The organism is Methylobacterium jeotgali, assembly GCF_022179345.1.
Lineage (GTDB): Bacteria > Pseudomonadota > Alphaproteobacteria > Rhizobiales > Beijerinckiaceae > Methylobacterium > Methylobacterium jeotgali.
On the sequence record NZ_BPQR01000022.1, the window covers coordinates 88,322 to 105,463 of the forward strand.

The window sequence follows — 17,142 nt, forward strand, 5'->3', positions numbered from 1 at the left end:
CGGGCCGACCATCCGGCAGCGAGGATGCCATGATGCCAGCCGAGACCCCGACCGCCATGGCGGCACGCAATGCCTGGCTCGAGGCCGACAACGCCCGGTTGCGCCGGCTGCTCGAACGGCACGACGCGCCGGCCGAGCTGCGCCATCGGCTGCGCGCAACGCTCGGGCTGCTGCGCGAGATCATCCGGCGCTCGGCCGGATTTCGTCCCGAGGCCGCGGTCTATGCGGCCCATCTCGAAGATCGGCTCCTGTCCCTCGTGCGCATGCACGGCGCCATCGACCGCAGCGGCGAGGTCGACCTTCACACCGCCTTCGCGGACGAACTCGTGACCTATACCCTGCACGAAGGGCAGCGGCTGCGGCTGAGCGGCCCCGATATCCTGCTCCAGACCCGAACGGCGCAGACCCTCGGGCTCGCCATCCACGAGCTCGCGGTCAACGCAGTCGAGCACGGCGCCGGAACGGGCTCGGAGGGTCGCATCGACGTGTCCTGGCGTCTCGAAGACGGTGCACCGGACCCGATCCTGCGGATTCTTTGGAAGGAGACGGGCCTGACCGGCGTCGCCCCGCCGTCCCATCGCGGATTCGGCACGCAGGTGCTCGACGAGATGATGAGGCACAACCTCGATGCCGAGACCGAGCTCGCCTACGACCCCGACGGATTCCGTTATACCCTCGCCTTCTCGATGCCGCCCCACGTCGGGCGCAAGGCGGAGCCTCGGTGACGTCGGCAAGCCGAGCTGTTGCAGGCAGGCGGATGAACCGCGGAACGAAGTTTTATTGCGATCTAAAATTGCCTAATATTGGCAACAAGTTAGTTTCGATCCAGGGATCGGATGGTCCGGTTCCGCCACCCTCATACCTTGGCCGATCAGCACGTCCGCTTATCGCAGCTTGGCGACAATCTCCTCAGGGCTTGGGCCGCTTCCTCGACATCGACCCGTCCTCCGAGCTCGAAAGCCATACTAAAGGGCGGACCACTCCCGTGGGGGCGGATCAAAATCATGCTGGCGCCCTACGATGCCCAGCCCAAACTGGCCTTGGATTTCGGCGTCCGATCGGACATGAGCGATGCCCCCCTGACAGCGTCAGGCTGCCCCTGATCCTGACCGTCGCCGAGATGCCGGCGTGCGCGACACCATGGCTCGCGAAAGAGGCGATCGACGCTTTCAAACAGCCGGATCGTCGGTGGGGCGACACCGTGAAAGAGTGTGTGGTGAGGGGAAAGGCGAGCAACTGCTTACGAGGTGCTTACGAGCAATCGGCGGCGTGGATGTAAGCCTGCGCACCGACAAAAATCGTCTAACATCTGCAATAGGTTAGATGGTGAGCGCGCTGGGACTCGAACCCAGGACCTACAGATTAAAAGGACGTAGACGGATAAACTTGCCATCCCTTGCTCGGCAAAGAGTTAGGCATTAAAGTTTTGACAGAAAACGGCTTTCTCATCGACGGGCGCCGACATAGATAGCCATAGAAAGTCACTCGCTACTCCTTTCTGTGCGGACACAGTGCGGACATGGCTACATTCGCAAGACGGATCACTGAGACGTTCGCGAAGGGTGCTCCTCTACCTCCATCCGGTCAGACCATCACATATGATGCGGACCTCAAGGGCTTCGGACTGCGCGTCACTGCGGCAGGTGCACGTGCTTTCATTCTCAATTACCGAGCAGGTGGCACCGAAAGACGCCTGACCATTGGGCGCTACCCGGAGTGGTCGGCGGCAGCCGCTCGCAAGCGGGCGGAAACGCTGAAGCGGCGGATCGATGTCGGCGAAGATCCCATGGCTCGTCGGCATGAGGATAGAGCTGCCCTTTCCATGCGCGAGTTGGCCGCCCTGTATGAGGAGCGCCATCTACCGAGTAAGAGCCCTGCGTCGCAGCGGGACGACAAGAGCATCCTACGCACAATCATCCTGCCTCGGCTCGGCAGCGCCAAAGCGGCCAGCGTCAGATACGCTGACGTTGAGGACCTACACCGGACCCTGTCGCAGTTGACCCCCTACCGCGCCAATCGCGTGCTTGCGCTCCTGTCCAAGATGTTCTCCCTTGCCCTCAAGTGGGAGATCGTCACTACCAACCCCGCCAAGGGCGTCAGGCGAAACCCAGAGGAGGCACGGCAGCGGTATCTGACTGCATACGAACTTCAGCGTCTGCTCAGACAGCTCGTCGAGCACTCGAACCGTACAGCTGCCGATGCTGTGCTCCTGCTGCTCACTGGAGCGCGGCGCATGGAAGTGTTGTCTGCTACCTGGGCGCAGTTCGATCTCGTCGAAGGCGTGTGGACCAAGCCTTCGGCCAGCACGAAGCAGCGTCGACTGCATCGTGTGCCGCTCTCAAGCCCGGCTCTCGAGATGCTACGGGAGCGCCGCGCCGACGCACCAAGCTCCACCGTGGTTTTCCCAGGGCGCGACTGCGAGACCTCTATCACCGACATCAAGCGCTTCTGGGCCTCAGTCTGCCAGGACGCCCAGATCGACGGCGTGCGCCTCCATGATCTTCGTCATACATTCGCGTCCACGCTTGTGTCGGACGGGGCCAATCTACCGCTGATCGGGAGCCTGCTTGGCCACACGCAGGCGCAGACGACAATGCGATATGCCCACCTGTTCGATGAGCCTCAGCGCGCTGCAGTGGAGCGCCTTGGCAGTAGCATGATGGGTGTGCCCGGCCACCAGTCCAACTGAGACCGAGATACGCTTTCAGTCAGCCCATGCAATTTCAACTTTGTGCAATTAATTGCACAGTCAAGAGCAGGCATCTGGTGCCGCTTGGTACATTTTTTAGGACATGGGTTGACAAAGCGGAGGCATAATCTCAGCTTATGTTCACGCCACTGGTTGAGTGACTGCCGGACGTCGGGCTTAGCCGCACGATGTTGTGCATTTCTCGACCGAAGCCAAGGAGGGCTACGGCGACGACGGGTAATCCCGTCGGGCTGGCCCTCCGTGTCCAACGCCCGACGGCCATTCGATGTGGTCAAAGAGGCGATGGTCATGGTGCAGATTGGTGTTCTTCAGCAAAGAGAACTGTTCTCCGAACTCGTGGACCGAAGCGCGGCAGCGCGACTGCTGGGAGTGTCCGCACGAACGCTCGACCGTTGGCATCTTCTCCGCGTCGGACCACCGCGGATCCTCATCGGCCGTCAGGTCCGCTACCGCGTGAGTGCCATTGAGACATGGCTCTTGGCTCAGGAGGAGAAGCACCCTCGCCTACAAGACCGACAGCGTTGATGGGGCAACACCGTGCCTAACGGTAAGGTCCAGATTGCCCATCCGCTTCGAGCTGTTCCGACCGTTATGGTCGGTCGGGCGTGGCAACGCAGGGTTAGGCAGGATGCCGGTCAAGATCGTCCCCAAAGGCGCTTCTAACAAGAAAGAAACTGGGTCGAAAACCATCCTGTCACCCGAATTGCTAGAGGGGAAGGTTGCTGCACCCATCACGGTGTCAGACCCCTTCATCGACAAGATCAGCATTGTGGTGAAGCCTGCCAGTGAAGCCGAGGCCGTAGACATCCACAACGCCCTATGGGTTGCCTTCTATGACAAGGGGACCTTCAATAAGGCAGGTCCTGAGGCATCCAAGGGGTACCAGGACGCAAGGTTCGTCCACCTAGATAGCACCGCTGCTCGCCCTCTGATCCAGTACCGTGGCCACAACGGAAAGGCAGAGCTGATCCGTCTGGAGTTCAACCCGCGCAAGCTAGGGGAGGATGGTTTCGTTGAATTCGGCGCTTACATGGATAGCGTCGTACCGGATGGCTGGGAGTACGTGGTGACTAATGGGCATGTCACACGCATCGATGTTGCGGTGGATGTCACGGGCGTAAGGATCGGAGATTTACTGTGTCTCCCTAAGCAAGGCCTCACCAGCACGACTTGGGGTGTCGATGGGCATGCTCAAACCATCCATCTCGGGAAGAAGGGAAATCAGACCTCTATCTACAACGTCAAAGCCAAACGTCTGACGAAGAAGCAAAAATGGACAGGTCCGACCAAAATCCGCATTGAACGTCGGCTCAGGAACCCCGAGTTCCACGGCCTGGCTGACCTCGCCAAGCTCGCCAACCCCTTTGCGGGCCTTGTGATGACGAAGCCCCTCCCGCCGCCAGCGCCCGGTATGAAAACCTGGGAATGGGCCATGTTCGGGGACAGCGTTCAGGTGAGAGGCCTAACGGCAGCCCTTGCGCTGCTCCCCAAGGAGCGACGGCTCAAGTACCGAGCCTATCTCAAGTCCCACCCCCAGCCCTGGTGGCAACCCGCTGATCTCTGGGAGCACTGGCAGGAGATCGTAGAGGAATCCCGTCTCACAGCCTTCAAGCCTTGAGACCGCTGAGTGCGTTCAGCGGCAAGCTTCGCCGTACTGCAATTAAGGTCACATCCGGAACCGAAGGGGCGCCTACGATACCTCGGTTAAGGTCGTGACGAGCTGGGTCATGGCTTTCTGCCATGCGGGAGCCCGGTCCAGAAGCGGATCGACATCCACGACCTTGCCATCCGGGCCGAGCACGCGGGGAGCGCTCTTGTCGTACCGACGCACAGAGCCGCCGATCAAGCCCGCGAGGGTCTGAAGGTAGTGGTCTCCGGCCTCCCGTTGCCCAAGCCTCACTGCCGTGTTCCAGGCATCTCCGAACCAACCCCGGCCATCGATGTCGACGTAGCCGAGGGAGCCCGTGATGTCGGGCCCTGCCTGCCAGCGAAGGACGACCGATCGCCGAAACTCAGGGGTCACGCCGAGCTCGACCAAGCCGTCGAGGAAGGGCCGCAGCTTGGCGGAAAGACCGGGGCGACGCTGGTCGAGCTGCTCGTAGAACTCCGGCTCCGAGGCTGTGTAGGGTTTCGGTGAGGTACCCTTCTCGGCGGTGCCCATCCGGGTCGGCGCTTGAATCTGTACCCCCGCGTCGGGTGCGAAGAGGACGATCCCGCGCTCGACGAGCAACGTACGAAGGGGGATGCGGGGGACAACGAGAAGCCCCTCTCCGATATTCCAGATCGAGAGATCGACGAGGGCCAAGCCCACATGCAGGCCTGCGTGGAGCTGAAGGTGGTTGGTCAGCGCCTCGACGCCTTCCTGGATTCCATCACCGATGATCAGCACGAGGAACCGGCTCTGACGCAGTCGCCGTTCGACGGCGTCAACGAAGGACGCCTCATCGAGGTCGGAACTGTCCCGGACCATGTCCCAGAGACAGAGATCGGGACGCCGGGCCGCTTTTCGAGCGGCTTGCTCCAGGTCGTCGTAATGCCATGACCCGATGGCGCGGGCGTAGTCGAGGGCCTGCGCGATCACCTCCCGCCGCGCCTCCGGGTTCCGGAAGAGCTTGGCCTCACCGAGGACGATGCCTCCGCTCGGGGTCAGCCAGAGGTTGTCGAGGAAGCCTGCCGAGGTGGGCAGCTCGCGGCAGATCGAGATGAGCGGCGAGAAGGCGGGCTCGATCTCCGTGATGGGGATGACCTCGGGATGGCGGTGGATCAGGTCCTGGATGAAGGCCTCGCGCCGGTCTCCGCTCTCCACGTCCTTTCCGAGCATGACCCGCTGGAGGGGCTGGGCGGGACCCTCATCACGAAGCAGCGTCGGGACAGCATGTCGGGAGGCGAGTGACATGTTGGGCGTCCTCCAGAACGACGCTCCGTCAACAGCCCGCGTCGTCGTGATCGGCGCTGACGTTTATGACTCATAGTCTATGGAGGCAATCGGTCCGCTCGCGCCCATGGCCTCATGGATGTGCGGGTCCGTGTCGGCCTGAATCTGCAGAACGCCCGGCGGGAGCGCGGCCTCTCGCAGGAGGAACTCGCGCATCTGGCTCAGGTCCATCAGACCTATCTCAGCGGCGTCGAGCGCGGGAAGCGGAATCCCACCATTGCCGTCCTCGATCGCATCGCGTTGGTGTTGGGGACGGACATCGACCAGCTTGTGAGGCGGCGCCAGGCCTGAAATTATGTGAATGCCTTCCACACGGGTCTACCGACCCCTCGAAACTGTCGCATCTGATCGTGCAATTAATTGCACTAATGGCGGGGAAGCGCCTAGTTTCTGTGCCGAGGGCTAGCACGGAAGCGGACCTCGCATCATCGCCTGCTATCGACCCATGCCGGACTTTCGGAGAGGCGCTTGGCCTTCCTGAAAGCGGTCGTTCGCCACTCGCCAGCGGAAGGCTCAGATCAGAGGTCGGGGCGAATGACGCGGTAAGATCAGCTATCGCGCCCGCCAGAGCGATCCGACGAGGCCGAGGTTGGCGAGGCTTAGGGCGAGCAACAGCCACCACAGGGCATTCGGGCTGGCGTGGGTTAGCACGAACGCGCCGGCTGGCGGGGCGAGCGCCTGCGCGATCAGCCCCGGCCGGGCCAAGCGGCCGACCACAAGCGGGTAGCGCACGGGGCCAAACAGGGCCAGGGGCACCGTCCCTCGCGCAATCGAATAGATCCCGTTGCCGCCGCCGTAGAGCACCAGCCAGACCCCCACACCGGGGAGGCCAAAGGCGAGCAGCACCAAGCCGAGGGCGACCAGACCCAGGGCGGCGGTCAGCGTCCACAACGGATGGTGCTGGCCCTTGAACGACATCTCCACAATGCGGGCGCCGACCTGTGCCGGACCGATCAGCGCCCCGTAGGAGACGGCCGACGCCAGCGCGACGCCCCGCGCCTGCAGGAGCGTCAGCAGGTGCACCGACACCAGCGACATGATCGCGCCGCCGAGGATCAGCACCCCGGCGAACAGGAGGAACGCCCGCCTTTCCGCGCCGGACAGCGGTCCGGTGTCGGCCGGGTGGTGACCCGTCGCCGCCGGCAGCGCAGGGGCCGTCGGGATCAGCAGCAGCACCAGTGGGAGGGTGACCGCGAGGTGCAGTCCTGCGTAGGCCAGGCAGGCGCCACGCCACCCGACATGCGCGACCAGGAACGCCGAGAGGGGCCAGCACACGGTGCTCGCGAACCCGCCCCACAGGGTCAGCGACGTGATCGCCGGCCGCGCTTCCGCGCCGTAGAGCCGGCCGAGAGTGGCGAACGCCGGATCGTACAGCCCGCAGCCCATACCGAGGCCGAGCAGCAGCCAGCCGGCGAGGTAGACCGGCAGGACCGGGGCGAGGGCTAGCATGGTCAGCCCGGCCGCGAGCAGGAGTGCCGCCAGCGCCAGCACCGGGCGGCCGCCGTGACGGTGGATCGCGGCGCCGACATGCGGCGAGGCGAACGCGGCGACCAGCAGGCCCAGGGACAGGCCGCCGACCACCCCGGCAAGCGGCCAGCTTGTGCTTTCCGCGACAGGGCCGGCGAGGACCGCCGGCAGATAGAAGGACGATCCCCAGGTAAGGATCTGCACCACGCCGAGGGCGGAGATCACCGGCCAGCGCCGGGCCTCGGACACGGGCCGCCTACCGGGTTCCGAGCAGCGGCAGCCAGGCTGCGAGCGCCAGCAGCGTGACCAGCAGCACCGGCGGGGTGATGACCAGCCCGACCTTCATGTACTGGCCCCAGGTGATCCTCTGGCCCTTGCTGTCGAGGACGTGCAACCAGAGCAGCGTGGCGAGGCTGCCGATCGGCGTGAACTTCGGCCCGAGGTCGCAGCCGATCACGTTGGCGTAGAGCATCAGCTCGTGGGTCAGCGGCGACAGGTCCGGCGCCTGCTGGATCGAGAGCGCCCCGATCAGGACGCTCGGCATGTTGTTCATGACGGACGACAGGATCGCGGCGGCGAAGCCGGTGCCGACGGTGGCGACCCACGGGCCGTGCAAGGCGAGCCAGGTCAGGCTCTTCGCCAGCTCGTCAGTCAGGCCGGCGTTCCGGAGGCCGTAGACCACCAGGTACATGCCGAGGCTGAACAGGACGATCTGCCAGGGGGCTCCGGTCAGCACCTTGCGGATCGGGATGGTCCCACCCCGGTTGGCGAGCAGCAGGAGCACCGCCGCGCCGGCACAGGTGACGGCCGACACCGGCACCCCGAACGGCGCGGTCACGAGGTAGGCGAGCAGGAGCACGCCCAGCAGCGGGAACGCCGCCCGGAACACCAGCGGGTCGCGGATGGCCTCGGCCGGGCGTTCCAGGGCCTCCACGGGGTAGGCCGCCGGCACGTCGCGCCGGAAGTAGGCCCACAGCACCAGCAGGGTCGCCGCCAGGGAGACGAGGTTCACCGGCACCATCACGGCCGCGTACCGTCCAAACGTCACGTCGAAGAAGTTCGCCGAGACGATGTTGACGAGGTTGGAGATCACCAGCGGCAGGGAGGTCGAGTCGGCCACGAACCCGCAGGCGACGATGAAGGCCAGGGACGCCGCCGGCTTGAAGTCGAGCCGGAGCAGGATTGCCAGCACGATGGGGGTGAGCAGCAGCGCCGCGCCGTCGTTGGCAAACACGGCGGCGATGGCCGCGCCGAGCAGGATCACCAGTGGGAACAGCCGCCGGCCCCGGCCGCCGCCCCAACGGGCGATGTGCAGGGCGGCCCAATGGAAGAACCCGGCCTCGTCCAGCAGCAGCGAGATGACGATGAGCGCCACGAACGTGAAGGTGGCGTCCCAGACGATGTGCCAGACCACCGGGATGTCGCCCGGATGGATCACGCCCGTGGCGAGGGCGACGCCCGCGCCGGCCAGGGCGCTCCACCCGATCCCCAGGCCCTTGGGCTGCCAGATGACGAACACGAGGGTGACGAAGAAGAGGGCGAGGGCGAGCATCCGGGCGGTTTCTTCTTGTTGGCAGGCGTGCGGCTCAGGCGGTGGCGACGCGGCGGCCGTGCTCGTCCACCACCCGCTCGCCGTCCTCCTTGACGAACTCGCCCTGCTGCACCGGCAGGAGGTCCAGCACGGCTTCGGACGGCCGGCACAGGCGCACGCCCTTGGGCGAGACGACCAGCGGGCGGTTGATGAGGATCGGGTGCGCCTCGATGGCGTCCAGAAGCTGCGCATCGGTCAGCGCCGGGTCGCCCAAGCCTAGCTCAGCGAATGGCGTTCCCTTCTCCCGCAGCACGTCGCGGGTGCCCAGGCCGGCGCGGGCGAGGAGCTGCACCAGCAGCGCCCGGCTCGGCGGGGTCTTCAGGTACTCGACCACATGCGGCTCGACGCCGGCGTTGCGGATCATCGCCAGGGTGTTGCGGGACGTGCCGCACTCGGGATTGTGGTAGATCACGACATCGAACGGCTCAGGCATGGGCGGTCTCTCCGTTTGGGGGGCAGCACGTGGCCAGCGCCGCCATCGCCGGGGCACAGACTTCCGGGCGGCCCTGGCAGCAGTCGCGCATGAGGAAGGCGATCAGGTCGGACAGCACCGGGTAGGCGGCGCTGTAGATGATCGAGCGGCCTTCGCGCCGCGAGGCGACCAGCCCGGCGTGGCTCAGTTCCTTGAGGTGATGGGACACGATGGCGGCCGAGACGCCGACCGCCTCGGCCAGCACGCCCGAGGCCATGCCGTCCGGCCCGGCGGTCACGAGCGATCGCACCAGGCGCAGGCGATGCTCCTGCGCGAGGGCCGCGAACGCTGCGAGGGCTTGCGGTTCGTGCATTTGCGATACAATCTTCAAATTACTGCTTGAACGTATTAGAAAGCCGCCCCTTGGACAAGCCCGCCCTGCCCTTCGCCGATGGCCTGCCGAACCTGAGCCCGGCGCACTTCGTGGTGCCGACCCGCGAAGGCGTGCGGGCGGCAGCGCCGTTCACCCACGCGCCCCGGTTCCTGATCCTCTACGGCTCCCTGCGCGAGCGCTCGTTCAGCCGCTTCCTGGCCCACGAGGCGGCGCGCCTGCTGGAGGCGATGGGCGGCGAGGTGCGGATCTACGATGCGCACGGCCTGCCGTTGCCGGACGACAGCACCGCCGACCACCCGAAGGTGCAGGAGCTGCGGGAGCTGTCGATCTGGTCCGAGGGGCAGGTCTGGGTCAGCCCCGAGCGGCACGGCAACATGACCGGCGTGATGAAGAGCCAGATCGACTGGCTGCCCCTGTCCGAGGGCTCTGTCCGGCCGACCCAGGGGCGCACCCTTGCCGTGATGCAGGTCTCCGGCGGCTCGCAGAGCTTCAACGCGGTGAACAGCCTGCGCCTGCTCGGCCGCTGGATGCGGATGATCACCATCCCGAACCAGTCGTCCGTGCCGATGGCCTACAAGGAGTTCGACGACGCCGGCCGGATGAAGCCGGGGCCGCTCTACGACCGGGTCGTGGACGTGTGCGAGGAGCTGATGAAGTTCACGCTCCTGACCCGCGAGCGGGCCGATGACTTGGTCGACCGCTACAGCGAGCGGAAGGAGCGCGAGCCGGATCGGCTGAGCGCGGTGGCCGCCGACATCGGCTTTGTGAAGCGCTGAGAGCGGGCATGCGGGCCGGCAAGCGAGGTCCGCTTCCATGCGCTTACTGTCCAGAAGCTGAACGGCAGGAAGCCATCCTTCTCGGTCATTGCCGTCCAAGGCTGCCACATCCGCTTCCAGGTGTGTTGAGAGCAAAAATTGCATAACCAGGGCAACAAGTTAGTATCGATCTAGGGATCGGATGGTCCGGTTCTCCCCGCCTATGCCGGGAGAACATCGTGACATCACTCATGATCCCTCATGCCCTGCCGTTGGTGGGCTCTTCTGCCTCAGATGCGGTTCGACCTCTCGCCGTTGATCACTGGCTCGTCAGCAGCCTCCTGCAGAAGGCCATCCGCCGGGGGGATGCCGATCTCGCTGCTCGGGCCGCGCTCACCCTCCTCGATCTGCGAGGCTCGACCATCTGGCGCCGCTTCATGGTCATCGCCTTCGAGGACGTCGGGGCGGGTTGCGTCGAAGCGCTCGCTGATGTGGTCGCCTTCGGGACGGACAAGGACCTGCGCGCCAAAGCCGGTTCCGACGCCCAGGTCGCTGTCTGGTTGGCCCGTCGTCTGGCACTGGCAACGAAGGACCGCTCGTCGGACTACCTGATCTGCTCGGCTCGCAATCATCCCTCGCTGGAGGAGGCCCGCGAGACCATCGGGAGCCGGACGGTCGCCGATCGCATCGGCATGGTCATGGACGAGAGTGTGCCTCTGCCGGTTCGGGCCACCGCGGCATGGTATGCCTCAGGGATCGAGTGGACCGGCGAGAAGCGCGTCGGTCGGGGTGACCTGTCAGGGCTCATCAACGCCTTCCGGCTGCTCGGCGTCCCGGACCGGCTCGCAGCAGTGACCCGCACGGCGGCCCTTCGCACACGCGAGCCCATCACCTTGATGGTGCCCTTGATCTGGCTGTCGGCCTTTGGTGGCGAGCACCCCAGCGTTCGCGAGACCCACACCGCCCCTTCGCCGATGCTGGGCGAGATCCCCGCCTATGCCTTCGACAAGCACACCCGCATCGGCAAGCGCGCGATCACGCTCCTGTCTCGGGAGAACGAGGCGGTGCGGACCTGCCTGGAGCACCACGTCCCCGAATTCCGCCACCGCCAGACGGCGTGGGTCGCGGCCTTCTACGCCGATGCCACTCCGATCACGCGTCGGCTCACCTGGGACCAGTCGGAGGCGCTCGAAGCCCTCGGCATGGAGAACGACCTTATGCGCGAGGGCGTGCCTCAAGCGGGAGTGGTGCCACTGGTCGATGCGATCCGGGCGAACCTCGATCACCTCAACGAGATCCGTGGCCGCCTGTACGCCGCGTCGATGGCAGGCGGGGAGACACGCTGATGCGCGTCCCCGTCGCGATTACCCCGGATAACCCTCTCTTATCGGAGCCTTCCCAGCCGGCCGATCGAAGCTTGGCCATTGACGATAATTGCACACAGGTCCGTGCAATTAATTGCATGACTGCACCTGATCAGGTCTCCAAATTCGTCCGGCTCAGCCTCTCTCCGAACACCCGGAGAGCCTACCTTTCTGATATTGATCACTTCGCCGGCTGGGGTGGGGTGATCCCCTCCTCCGCCGAGACAGTCGCACGCTACCTTGCTGATTGTGCCGGGACGCTCCGCATCGCCACATTAAAGCGGCGCTTGGCGAGCATCACAAAGGCGCATGCGGCGATCGGAGCGCCGACGCCCGTCAGCGATGAGATCGTGCGGGCGACACTCAGGGGCATTCGCCGATCGAGGAGCGTTCCTCGCAAGGAGGCCAAGCCCCTCCTACGGGAGGAACTGTTTGCAGTCCTCGACGGGATGGGTACGGCCACGAGGGATGTCCGGGACCGTGCCCTCTTGCTGATCGGCTTCGCGGGCGGGTTCCGCCGTTCTGAGCTGGTCGGGCTGGACCATGCCGACATCGAGCCCGTGCGTCAGGGCATCGTCATCCACCTTCGCCGATCGAAGACGGATCAGGCTGGAGAGGGACGCCGCGTCGGCATCCCACATGGTCGGACCCGTCACGGCCCTGTTCAGGCGCTCGATCGATGGATCACGCTATCCTGCAGAACGCGCGGGCCGCTGTTCTCGCCGATCACGCGCGGCGGGAGCGTGGGTGCGGAGAGGCTGTCAGGGGAGGCCGTGTCGGTGATCGTCAAACGGCGGGTTGCTGCCGTCGGCATCGATCCAAACTCCTACTCCGGTCACAGCCTGAGGGCCGGCTTCGCGACGAGTGCCGCTCAGATAGGAGTGCCGTCGTGGAAGATTCGAGCGCAAACCGGACACGCATCAGATGCCATGCTTGCCCACTACATAAGAATTGGCGAAATATTCGTTGAAAATCCGGCCGGTATCTTGTTGTGAGTCTCCAAGCCAAATCGCGATCGATCACCGTAGATAACTGTTGCAGCTTCACGCCATTTGCGGACCATCATTTTTGGCCGCACATAGTTTGGCTCTTGAGCCAAAGTCGGACAGACTTGCAGTCCGTATGAACCTGGGCGGCCACAACATGTTGTGATTCGGCTGAAGCAAAATCAGGCGGTGTCCGGCGTGCGAGGCTCGCACGAAATCAGGCACCGCCTGTCTCAACCGGCCGCTGAACGACGTTCGCGACGGCGGTGCATGGCGACGCCGGAGCGCATCCTCTCGCGAGGTTCGGGAAGCGCGGGCTTGCGGCCACCTAGTGGTAGCAATGGTACCGGAGCCAAGGCAACTCAGATGCCTTCCGCCGTCTGGCATTGGCCATGGATGTCGAGGTACGTCAGCAGCGTGAAGCAAAGCGCGATTACGCCACACGTTTCTCGACGCCACCCCATCAGGACGTCCAGGGCTTTCCGCCAAAGTGATTCGTGCCTATTTTGTTCTTAGTTTTGGGATGGATCACGCCCGATGTCGCTAGACGTGTCGCTGCTGAGTACGGCCCTGATCGCAGGGGGCAGGCTGGTCGCCGATGCGACCGTGAAGGAGATGACCAAGGACGCCTATCAGGCCCTGAAGGGGAAGGTTGGAGACCTGTTCGGGCGCCGCGCGGCCAAGGCGACGCAGAAGTTGGAGGCTGCCGAGACCCGGGACGAAGGCAAGGCGGAACTGGCGCTGGCCATTCCTGACCTCCGGCCTGACGAGGCCGAGGAGCTTCAGCCTGTGTTGCAGACCTTCTTGGACGCGATGCGCCAGGACGGGGCCGCCCGCGAAACCATCGCGCACGCGAGGATCGCGCTGGACCTCGACGTCGGCGGCAGCGTGCTGATCGACAACGTCGAGGATGCACGGGAAATCGGCGTCCGATCCCGGTCGGACGGCGACTTCACGTTCAGCAACGTCAAGATGGATCCGGGCAACCGCTCGGGAAACTGAGTGGCGCGCCGTGGAATCCACACGGCGCGCCGCATCGAACGTCCGAACAGGTCGTCAATAACACCTCGATCAATTCAAGTTCCGGGCGCGATACCTTCTTCGCTTTGCCCGGCAGCTCGCCGACCTACGCGTCGGTGGCAGTCGATCTTGATGTCTTCGCTACGTTGGTCGCGGAGAAGATGCGGGTCGGTGCACCGCCCAGCATATCTATCATCACCCCGAGCGACGGACCGCCGTCGTCGGACCCGCTAGAAGAGTTTTTCGACAAGCGGATCGACCGGCTCCGTGACCAAGCCGCCGAGGTTGATCCGAACGTGGCCCTACGGGGGTTCCAGGAACTGCTTGAGGAGCTTCCGGTCTCCGCCAGCGGCGCGATCCGCTTCCGCGTGAAAGCGAACATCGGTCATCGGCACCTCGCGCTCGACGACGGCGAGAGCGCCAGTCGGTGGCTGCTCGATGCTTTCGACGAGGCACCCACGGACCAGCGTGCCGTGGCAAACCGCGCGCTCGCCTATTTCGTGCGCGGCAAGGCGCGCGCCGCTTATGACTATGCTGCTGAGGAGTTGCGACGGGACCCGACGAACAAGACCCTCGCCTCCTACCTGCCTCAGTTTGCCGTCCAACTCCCCGAGATCGAACATCCACTCGCCGATGTCCCGGAAGGCATCCGCGGGTGCGAAGAGGTGGCCGCCGGGGAAATTGCCTTCCATCGCGGGCGCGAAGACCGCCCTGTATGGTGGGGGTTGGCCCGGCGGGGCTTGGAACTGTTCCCGAGTTCGAAGCATCTGGCGTTCGTTTTCGCCCTCGCGGATCTCGACGAGATCAGCCGCGACGAGCGCGTACAGCGTACCCACCTGCCGACCGAGGACCAGCGTCGGCGGCTTCAGTTCGCCGTCGAGGTGCTCGACGCGCATTGGACGGCCAGACAGTTCAGCCTGCGGAGCCGCTTCGAGAATGGCGTCGAGGCGCTCGTGGGTGCCATGATCGCCCACCACATCCTCAACGATGGCGAGAGGGCGGTCGAGAGGGCGACGCGGATTGCGGATGCCGGTTTCGCGGAGCACGATGTGCTTCTGAACGCAGTCATGGTCGCACTCTCGTACGGCGATATGGAACTCGGGCGCCGCCTGATCGACCGCCTTCCCAACGACGCCAATTTGGCCTTCCATGCCGGCTACATCCACGTGCAGGACGGACGATGGGATCTGGCAGCCGAGCGCTTCTCGGTCGCGAACGTTCCGGACTTCGAGCGACCGGTGGTCGACGCCATATGCCGCTTGGCGGAGGTGAGAGCACGATCGGCGGACGCGCCAGTCCTCGAAGATCTCGTGACCGAATTCGCCCATAGCCCGCGAGCGCTCGTGCTCGTTTCTCGCGTCGCGACCGAGACCGGCAACGTCGCGTTGGCCGAGCGCGCCTATAGGGACGCGCTCGCTTGCGTAGATGCCGACACGCACATGGCCGGCCGGCTGATGGTGGCAAGCCTCGCCCGTGATCTCGGCACCCCGTCCGATATCATCGAGCTGCTGGACGGCCACGTGCCGGCCCAGGGATACGAGCGGGAGAACGCGTGGCTCGCCATCGCGCACGCGAACGAGCGGCCTCATCGTCCCAGGAACCTACGTTTCTTCGAGAGCCTGCCGGCGACGGTCCGGTCGAGCCATGAGATGGCGCGGGCCCATGCCAGCGTCTTGCTCGATCTCGACAAGGTGCCCGATGCGCTTGCCCTGCTGCGTCGCCTGCGCGCCGCCGAGGAAGACGATACCTACGTGACGTTGCGTCTTGTCGAGGCGATGCGGCGCTCCGGTCAGGCGAAGGCCGCTCGCAAGCTCCTGAGGTCGGTACCGCTCGAACGCATGAAGGGAGCGCCCGAGCATGCGATGATGCTGATCGCGCAGGTCGCCGCGGCCGGGAATCGAGAGGACGCTTACGCAGCGGCTTATGACCTCGTCAGGAAGCACCCCGACCGCGCCGATGTCTCCCTGGGGTACGTCGGCCTCGGGCTTCTCCGGAATGGGGGACCGGGCTTCCGGATGAAGGAGGCCGGCCTGGGCGCGTTCGTCGCGCTCGAAGGACCTATGGGGGCACGTCGGTCCTTTGCCATCGACGAAGGACCCGAGTTCTTCGGCATTCCGGTTGAGACGCCGGGCAGCCCCATCGCGAGGCTCGTCACAGGCAAGCGACAGGGCGATACGTTCGAGATCCCGAAAATGGGAGCCGACCCCGAGACCTGGACGGTCGCGTCGGTCCACGGAAAGTACCTTCAGCTCCACCATCAGATCATCGACGAGTTCGAGATCCGGTTCCCCGGCACGCCGGGACTGTCGCGGTTCACCATGCCGGAAGGTGACGTCTCGGCGGCGCTGGCGATGGTGCGAAGGTCTGCGGAGCATAACGAGCGAACCGCCAGGCTCTACGTCGATCAGCATCTGCCACTGACAGTGGTGGCCCGTGCGCTCGGGGGCGATCCGGTCGGCTTTGCGCAGTACGTGAGGACGCTCGGCGCAGACGTCACCACCTGCACGGGCGACGGCAAAGAACGAGAGGCGGCCTGCGCTATGGCCCTGGCGGCGCGCGGGCGCGGCGCGGTCTTGGATCCCTATACGGCGTGGGTCGCCGCGGAGATGGACCTGCTGCCGAGGCTGAGGTCTTGGTTCGGAACGCTGCACGCTCCTGCATCCTGCATCCACATGATCGAGCGCATGATCGAGAAGCAGCGTCAGGGCATCGGCCATCGCCAGATGACGATGTCCTGGCATGAGGGCCAATTCTACCGCGATGAGGTCGACGACGACTTCCTCCGCTCTCAGATCGCGGTGCTTGAGGCGGGGCGGGACAAGATCGTCGCAGCGTGCGAGATTCACTCGGTCCTGGTTCCGGACAAGACGTCCGAAGTCGCCGACACCATGCTTGAGATGGCCGGTTCGAGCTTCCTCGACGCAGCCTTCCTCGCGCAAGAGCACGGTGTGCCCCTGCTCTCGGACGATGCACGCTACCGTTCCTGGGCCACGGCGGCGACCGGGTGCGAAGGCGTCTGGATGCAGGTGGTCTTGATGACCGCGGCCGAGACTGGTGTGCTGCCTATGGCCGCCTATGGCACGGCCGTGGTCGGGCTGGCGGTCCGTCAGCATTCCTTCGTGTCGCTCAAGGGCGATGCCCTCCATGAGATCTGCCGGCAGGACGACGACCGGCTGTACCGCCTCAAGGCTGCCCTGAGGTATATCGGGGGGAGCGGCGCGGAGATGACCTCCCACCTCATGGTGGTCGTCGAGTTCCTCAAGGCAGTTTGGGACTACGACGGCGACCTACCCATCCTGAGAAGGAAAGCGGCGACGGGCTTGGTGTTCGAAGCATTCCTCCGGGGCCGGCGAGAGGACTGGCTCGAATGGTTGCGGCGCTTGATCCACTACGCCCCAAGGACGGCCGCCTTCCGGCGGTACCTGCGCGATTGGCTGAGGGGGCACTTTATCCAAGTCGAGCAATTGACCGGTCAAAAGGCTTGATCCCGCTCCGCGATCCGACCGCC

Annotated in this window: 14 protein-coding genes; 9 read left to right on the forward strand and 5 right to left on the reverse strand. The window is 65.0% G+C overall.

All coding sequences use genetic code 11. The features are described from left to right. Window positions 1–29: 29 nt before the first annotated feature. The 3 genes from MFF04_RS07135 (at window position 30) to MFF04_RS07145 (ending at window position 4,328) form a co-directional block, all read left to right on the forward strand. Window positions 30–725 (forward strand): HWE histidine kinase domain-containing protein, encoded by a 696-nt coding sequence (locus tag MFF04_RS07135; protein WP_238274736.1) that lies wholly within the window; start codon window positions 30–32, stop codon window positions 723–725. A 794-nt stretch (window positions 726–1,519) separates the two neighbouring features. Further along, window positions 1,520–2,689 carry a tyrosine-type recombinase/integrase gene (locus tag MFF04_RS07140; RefSeq protein WP_238274737.1) on the forward strand — a complete coding sequence of 390 codons (1,170 nt, stop codon included), beginning with the start codon at window positions 1,520–1,522 and terminating at the stop codon, window positions 2,687–2,689. A gap of 649 nt (window positions 2,690–3,338) precedes the next feature. Beyond that, window positions 3,339–4,328 (forward strand): replication initiation factor domain-containing protein, encoded by a 990-nt coding sequence (locus tag MFF04_RS07145; protein WP_238274738.1) that lies wholly within the window; start codon window positions 3,339–3,341, stop codon window positions 4,326–4,328. A gap of 72 nt (window positions 4,329–4,400) precedes the next feature. On the opposite strand, the gene MFF04_RS07150 is transcribed toward MFF04_RS07145, so the two are convergent. After that, the gene (locus tag MFF04_RS07150) at window positions 4,401–5,606 is read right to left on the reverse strand and encodes a hypothetical protein (protein WP_238274739.1); all 1,206 of its coding nucleotides are present in this window, start codon (window positions 5,604–5,606) and stop codon (window positions 4,401–4,403) included. 114 nt (window positions 5,607–5,720) lie between these two features. Between MFF04_RS07150 and MFF04_RS07155 the strand changes: the two genes are divergently transcribed. Beyond that, on the forward strand, window positions 5,721–5,936 hold the full coding sequence (locus MFF04_RS07155; protein WP_163584650.1) for a helix-turn-helix domain-containing protein: 216 nt from the start codon (window positions 5,721–5,723) through the stop codon (window positions 5,934–5,936). 261 nt (window positions 5,937–6,197) lie between these two features. Here the strand turns inward: MFF04_RS07155 and MFF04_RS07160 are convergent, their stop codons facing one another. From MFF04_RS07160 to MFF04_RS07175, 4 genes are read right to left on the reverse strand one after another with little or no spacing between them, the layout of a single operon-like run. Then, a complete protein-coding gene (locus MFF04_RS07160; protein WP_238274740.1) occupies window positions 6,198–7,361 on the reverse strand; it encodes an MFS transporter in 1,164 nt (387 codons plus the stop codon). Window positions 7,362–7,368: 7 nt separating this feature from the next. After that, complete coding sequence (locus MFF04_RS07165) at window positions 7,369–8,664, reverse strand: arsenic transporter (protein ID WP_238274741.1); 1,296 nt, start codon at window positions 8,662–8,664, stop codon at window positions 7,369–7,371. Between the two features lie 34 nt (window positions 8,665–8,698). Next, window positions 8,699–9,136 (reverse strand): arsenate reductase (glutaredoxin), encoded by a 438-nt coding sequence (arsC, locus tag MFF04_RS07170; RefSeq protein ID WP_238274742.1) that lies wholly within the window; start codon window positions 9,134–9,136, stop codon window positions 8,699–8,701. Next, complete coding sequence (locus MFF04_RS07175) at window positions 9,129–9,488, reverse strand: ArsR/SmtB family transcription factor (protein ID WP_238274743.1); 360 nt, start codon at window positions 9,486–9,488, stop codon at window positions 9,129–9,131. Before MFF04_RS07175 ends, arsC begins: the two co-directional genes overlap by 8 nt. 50 nt (window positions 9,489–9,538) lie before the next feature. On the opposite strand from MFF04_RS07175, the gene arsH reads away from it, so the two are divergent. The 5 genes from arsH to MFF04_RS07200 all read left to right on the forward strand — a co-directional run bounded on the left by arsH (window position 9,539) and on the right by MFF04_RS07200 (window position 17,119). Further along, window positions 9,539–10,285, forward strand: a complete 747-nt coding sequence (gene arsH, locus MFF04_RS07180; RefSeq protein ID WP_238274744.1) for an arsenical resistance protein ArsH — start codon at window positions 9,539–9,541, stop codon at window positions 10,283–10,285. Window positions 10,286–10,503: 218 nt separating this feature from the next. Continuing rightward, the gene (locus MFF04_RS07185; protein WP_238274745.1) at window positions 10,504–11,610 is read left to right on the forward strand and encodes a hypothetical protein; all 1,107 of its coding nucleotides are present in this window, start codon (window positions 10,504–10,506) and stop codon (window positions 11,608–11,610) included. Then, on the forward strand, window positions 11,610–12,623 hold the full coding sequence (locus MFF04_RS07190; protein WP_238274746.1) for a site-specific integrase: 1,014 nt from the start codon (window positions 11,610–11,612) through the stop codon (window positions 12,621–12,623). Before MFF04_RS07185 ends, MFF04_RS07190 begins: the two co-directional genes overlap by 1 nt. Window positions 12,624–13,163: 540 nt before the next feature. Beyond that, entirely contained in the window at window positions 13,164–13,616 is a 453-nt protein-coding gene (locus MFF04_RS07195; protein ID WP_238274747.1) for a Het-E N-terminal domain-containing protein, read from the forward strand. A 104-nt stretch (window positions 13,617–13,720) separates the two neighbouring features. Next, on the forward strand, window positions 13,721–17,119 hold the full coding sequence (locus tag MFF04_RS07200) for a PIN domain-containing protein (protein ID WP_238274748.1): 3,399 nt from the start codon (window positions 13,721–13,723) through the stop codon (window positions 17,117–17,119). The last annotated feature ends 23 nt before the right edge of the window (window positions 17,120–17,142 follow it).